Source organism: Streptococcus sp. HMSC034B03, from assembly GCF_001838575.1.
Classification (GTDB): Bacteria; Bacillota; Bacilli; order Lactobacillales; family Streptococcaceae; genus Streptococcus; species Streptococcus anginosus.
Map to the genome: position 1 here is coordinate 1 of NZ_KV837636.1, position 5,397 is coordinate 5,397.

The window sequence follows — 5,397 nt, forward strand, 5'->3', positions numbered from 1 at the left end:
TGCTAAGCGACTACCATATCTCACAGGGGGCAACCCCCAACTACTTCCGGCGTTCTAGGGCTTAACTTCTGTGTTCGGCATGGGTACAGGTGTATCTCCTAGGCTATCATCACTTAACTGCTGAGTATCTAACACACTCAAAATTGAATAACGTCTCAAATTGTAAAAGATTTACCTCTACGCTATCTTTCTCAATGAAATTGTACTCCGGCTAAATCCTTACTAGATCTGCCTTCATTACTTAAGTAATTGTATTCGAACTAAAAAGCTAGTGATTTAGATAAATCCGCTTGAAGTCCCTATGACTTCTGCGCTGATTCCCTAAAATCATACGCTTTTCTTCACGTTCTCATTACTTCTTCTCGGATAAGTCCTCGAGCTATTAGTATTAGTCCGCTCCATTGCTCACACAACTTCCACTCCTAACCTATCTACCTGATCTTCTCTCAGGGCTCTTACTAACATAACGTTATGGGAAATCTCATCTTGAGGTGGGTTTCACACTTAGATGCTTTCAGCGTTTATCCCTTCCCTACATAGCTACCCAGCGATGCTCTTGGCAGAACAACTGGTACACCAGCGGTAAGTCCACTCTGGTCCTCTCGTACTAGGAGCAGATCCTCTCAAATTTCCTTCGCCCGCGACGGATAGGGACCGAACTGTCTCACGACGTTCTGAACCCAGCTCGCGTGCCGCTTTAATGGGCGAACAGCCCAACCCTTGGGACCGACTACAGCCCCAGGATGCGACGAGCCGACATCGAGGTGCCAAACCTCCCCGTCGATGTGAACTCTTGGGGGAGATAAGCCTGTTATCCCCAGGGTAGCTTTTATCCGTTGAGCGATGGCCCTTCCATACGGAACCACCGGATCACTAAGCCCGACTTTCGTCCCTGCTCGAGTTGTTGCTCTCGCAGTCAAGCTCCCTTATACCTTTACACTCTGCGATTGATTTCCAACCAATCTGAGGGAACCTTTGGGCGCCTCCGTTACCTTTTAGGAGGCGACCGCCCCAGTCAAACTGCCCGTCAGACACTGTCTCCGATAGGGATCACCTATCCGGGTTAGAGTGGCCATAACACAAGGGTAGTATCCCAACATCGCCTCCATCGAAACTGGCGTCCCGATCTCTTTGGCTCCTACCTATCCTGTACATGTGGCACAGACACTCAATATCAAACTGCAGTAAAGCTCCATGGGGTCTTTCCGTCCTGTCGCGGGTAACCTGCATCTTCACAGGTACTAAAATTTCACCGAGTCTCTCGTTGAGACAGTGCCCAAATCATTACGCCTTTCGTGCGGGTCGGAACTTACCCGACAAGGAATTTCGCTACCTTAGGACCGTTATAGTTACGGCCGCCGTTTACTGGGGCTTCAATTCATACCTTCGCGTTACCGCTAAGCACTCCTCTTAACCTTCCAGCACCGGGCAGGCGTCACCCCCTATACATCATCTTACGATTTAGCAGAGAGCTGTGTTTTTGATAAACAGTTGCTTGGGCCTATTCACTGCGGCTGACTTTAAGCCAGCACCCCTTCTCCCGAAGTTACGGGGTCATTTTGCCGAGTTCCTTAACGAGAGTTCTCTCGATCACCTGAGGCTACTCGCCTCGACTACCTGTGTCGGTTTGCGGTACGGGTAGAGTATAAATTAACGCTAGAAGCTTTTCTTGGCAGTGTGACGTCACTCACTTCGCTACTAAACTTCGCTCCCTATCACAGCTCAATGTTACAGATAGAAGCATTTGACTCCTATCACACCTCACTGCTTAGACGTGCTCTTCCATTCGCACGCTTGAGTTAGCCTACTGCGTCCCTCCTTCACTCTATACTCTAGTACAGGAATCTCTACCTGTTGGCCATCGGATACACCTTTCGGTCTCTCCTTAGGTCCCGACTAACCCAGGGCGGACGAGCCTTCCCCTGGAAACCTTAGTCTTACGGTGGACAGGATTCTCACCTGTCTTGCGCTACTCATACCGGCATTCTCACTTCTATGCGTTCCAGCGCTCCTCACGGTACACCTTCACCACACATAGAACGCTCTCCTACCATCCCCTAAAGGATCCACAGCTTCGGTAAATTGTTTTAGCCCCGGTACATTTTCGGCGCAGGGTCACTCGACTAGTGAGCTATTACGCACTCTTTGAATGAATAGCTGCTTCTAAGCTAACATCCTAGTTGTCTGTGCAACTCCACATCCTTTTCCACTTAACAATTATTTTGGGACCTTAGCTGGTGGTCTGGGCTGTTTCCCTTTCGACTACGGATCTTAGCACTCGCAGTCTGACTGCCGACCATAATTCATTGGCATTCGGAGTTTATCTGAGATTGGTAATCCGGGATGGACCCCTCACCCAAACAGTGCTCTACCTCCAAGAATCTTTCTGTCGACGCTAGCCCTAAAGCTATTTCGGAGAGAACCAGCTATCTCCAAGTTCGTTTGGAATTTCTCCGCTACCCACAAGTCATCCAAGCACTTTTCAACGTGCCCTGGTGCGGTCCTCCAGTGAGTTTTACCTCACCTTCAACCTGCTCATGGGTAGGTCACATGGTTTCGGGTCTACATCATGATACTATGGCGCCCTCTTCAGACTCGGTTTCCCTACGGCTCCGTCTCTTCAACTTAACCTCGCATCATAACATAACTCGCCGGTTCATTCTACAAAAGGCACGCTCTCACCCATTAACGGGCTCGAACTTGTTGTAGGCACACGGTTTCAGGTTCTCTTTCACTCCCCTCCCGGGGTGCTTTTCACCTTTCCCTCACGGTACTGGTTCACTATCGGTCACTAGGGAGTATTTAGGGTTGGGAGATGGTCCTCCCAGATTCCGACGGGATTCCTCGTGTCCCGCCGTACTCAGGATCCTGCTAGGTATAAAGACTATTTAAAATACGAGGCTCTTACTCTCTCTGGCAACCCTTCCCAAGGTCTTCTTCTATAATCTTTAAGTCCACATCGCAGTCCTACAACCCCGAGAAGTAAACTTCTCGGTTTGCCCTCTTGCCCTTTCGCTCGCCGCTACTCAGGCAATCGCTTTTGCTTTCTCTTCCTGCAGCTACTTAGATGTTTCAGTTCACTGCGTCTTCCTCCTCATATCCTTAACAGATACGGGTAACAGGCATCTACCTGTTGGGTTCCCCCATTCGGACATCCCTGGATCTACGCTTACTTACAGCTCCCCAAGGCATTTCGTCGTTTGTCACGTCCTTCTTCGGCTCCTAGTGCCAAGGCATCCACCGTGCGCCCTTACTAACTTAACCTTATCTTTGACCTCTCAGTCATATACTCATTAATATTCACAGCGTTTTCGGTTTATTTTCTTGTTACTATTTGATATCGTTATTCAATTTTCAATGTGCTAATTTTAGGATAGTAAGAGACGGTTCGCTTGCGAAAACTTCTGTAGAAAATAGAAAACTGACGTTGTGTTCCATGAACACAAGGAAGTTTATCTTTTTTCCTAAGAAGTTAGTCTCGTATTCAACTTCACTTCTTTATTAAGTTCAGTAGGATTCTATCCTAATGGAGCCTAGCGGGATCGAACCGCTGACCTCCTGCGTGCAAAGCAGGCGCTCTCCCAGCTGAGCTAAGGCCCCACAAGACCTCTCAAAACTAAACATGACGACCAATGGCTTCCGTTTTCCTTAGAAAGGAGGTGATCCAGCCGCACCTTCCGATACGGCTACCTTGTTACGACTTCACCCCAATCATCTATCCCACCTTAGGCGGCTGGCTCCTTACGGTTACCTCACCGACTTCGGGTGTTACAAACTCTCGTGGTGTGACGGGCGGTGTGTACAAGGCCCGGGAACGTATTCACCGCGGCGTGCTGATCCGCGATTACTAGCGATTCCGACTTCATGTAGGCGAGTTGCAGCCTACAATCCGAACTGAGACTGGCTTTCAGAGATTAGCTTGCCGTCACCGGCTTGCGACTCGTTGTACCAGCCATTGTAGCACGTGTGTAGCCCAGGTCATAAGGGGCATGATGATTTGACGTCATCCCCACCTTCCTCCGGTTTATTACCGGCAGTCTCGCTAGAGTGCCCAACTCAATGATGGCAACTAACAATAAGGGTTGCGCTCGTTGCGGGACTTAACCCAACATCTCACGACACGAGCTGACGACAACCATGCACCACCTGTCACCGATGTTCCGAAGAAACTTCCTATCTCTAGAAATAGCATCGGGATGTCAAGACCTGGTAAGGTTCTTCGCGTTGCTTCGAATTAAACCACATGCTCCACCGCTTGTGCGGGCCCCCGTCAATTCCTTTGAGTTTCAACCTTGCGGTCGTACTCCCCAGGCGGAGTGCTTAATGCGTTAGCTACGGCACTAAGTCCCGGAAAGGACCTAACACCTAGCACTCATCGTTTACGGCGTGGACTACCAGGGTATCTAATCCTGTTCGCTCCCCACGCTTTCGAGCCTCAGCGTCAGTTACAGACCAGAGAGCCGCTTTCGCCACCGGTGTTCCTCCATATATCTACGCATTTCACCGCTACACATGGAATTCCACTCTCCCCTTCTGCACTCAAGTTAAACAGTTTCCAAAGCCTACAATGGTTGAGCCACTGCCTTTCACTTCAGACTTTTCTAACCGCCTGCGCTCGCTTTACGCCCAATAAATCCGGACAACGCTCGGGACCTACGTATTACCGCGGCTGCTGGCACGTAGTTAGCCGTCCCTTTCTGGTTAAGTACCGTCACAGTATGAACTTTCCATTCTCACACTCGTTCTTCCTTAACAACAGAGCTTTACGATCCGAAAACCTTCTTCACTCACGCGGCGTTGCTCGGTCAGGGTTCCCCCCATTGCCGAAGATTCCCTACTGCTGCCTCCCGTAGGAGTCTGGGCCGTGTCTCAGTCCCAGTGTGGCCGATCACCCTCTCAGGTCGGCTATGTATCGTTGCCTAGGTAGGCCTTTACCCTACCTACTAGCTAATACAACGCAGGTCCATCTACTAGCGATGCAATTGCATCTTTCAAGCATCTAACATGTGTTACATACTGTTATGCGGTATTAGCTATCGTTTCCAATAGTTATCCCCCTCTAATAGGCAGGTTACCTACGCGTTACTCACCCGTTCGCAACTCACAGTCTATGGTGTAGCAAGCTACGGTATAAACTGTGCGTCCTACTTGCATGTATTAGGCACGCCGCCAGCGTTCGTCCTGAGCCAGGATCAAACTCTCATATAAAGTTTGAGTTCTCACTCATTTCTGTCACTGACAGATTTATTGTTTCTTCTTAATGTTTGACGGACTGTCTTCTTAAACAGTCGCCTGCACATTGGTTCGTCTTGTTCAGTTTTCAAAGGTCTTTGTCGCCCCTCAAGCGACAACTATCTTAGTATATCATCTCCTTCTCTTCTTGTCAATACCTTTTTT

At 49.2% G+C, this 5,397-nt stretch carries 1 tRNA gene and 3 rRNA genes; all 4 read right to left on the reverse strand.

Annotated elements, in window-relative coordinates:
• Window position 1 precedes the first annotated feature (1 nt).
• The 4 genes from rrf to HMPREF2634_RS07840 all read right to left on the reverse strand — a co-directional run bounded on the left by rrf (window position 2) and on the right by HMPREF2634_RS07840 (window position 5,208).
• Window positions 2–117 (reverse strand): 5S ribosomal RNA (gene rrf, locus HMPREF2634_RS07825).
• Between the two features lie 245 nt (window positions 118–362).
• A 23S ribosomal RNA gene (locus HMPREF2634_RS07830) occupies window positions 363–3,264 on the reverse strand.
• Between the two features lie 263 nt (window positions 3,265–3,527).
• Window positions 3,528–3,600, reverse strand: a tRNA-Ala gene (locus tag HMPREF2634_RS07835).
• A 52-nt stretch (window positions 3,601–3,652) separates the two neighbouring features.
• Window positions 3,653–5,208: ribosomal RNA gene (locus HMPREF2634_RS07840) — 16S ribosomal RNA — on the reverse strand.
• The 16S, 23S and 5S rRNA genes sit together here with 1 tRNA gene alongside, the layout of an rRNA operon.
• Window positions 5,209–5,397 lie beyond the last annotated feature (189 nt).